We start from the raw sequence: 548 nt of genomic DNA on the forward strand, positions 1-548 counted from the left end.
CGGGTCGAGGAGAGCCGCGCCGTGATCGAGCGCCTCGCCGATGACGAGCGCCCCCACTACGGGGTGTCCACGGGCTTTGGCGCCCTCGCCAACGTCCAGATCCCCGCGGAGAAGCGGGCCCAGCTCCAGCGCAGCCTCGTCCGCTCCCACGCCGCCGGCTCCGGGCCCGAGGTCGAGCGCGAGGTCGTCCGGGGCCTCATGCTGCTGCGCATCAACACGCTCGCCTCGGGGCGGACCGGCGCGCGCCGCTCCACCGTCGAGACCTACCTGCGGATCCTGAACGCGGGGATCACCCCCGTCGTCCACGAGTACGGCTCCCTCGGCTGCTCCGGTGATCTGTCCCCGCTCGCGCACTGCGCGCTCGCGCTCATGGGCGAGGGCACGGTGCGCACCCCGGACGGGGAGGAGCAGCCCGCGGCCGAGGCGCTCGCCGCCGCGGGCATCACCCCCGTCGTGCTCGCCGAAAAGGAGGGCCTCGCGCTCATCAACGGCACCGACGGCATGCTCGGCATGCTCTCGCTCGCCCTGCACGACCTCGCCGGGCTCGT

At 74.3% G+C, this 548-nt stretch carries 1 protein-coding gene; it reads left to right on the plus strand.

Translation table 11 applies throughout. The features are described from left to right. Positions 1-548: aromatic amino acid lyase (locus OOT08_RS12900; protein WP_325093152.1), on the plus strand; the 548-nt coding region annotated here is incomplete at both ends.

The organism is Leucobacter sp. M11, from assembly GCF_035726885.1.
Classification (GTDB): domain Bacteria; phylum Actinomycetota; class Actinomycetes; order Actinomycetales; family Microbacteriaceae; genus JAPFRB01.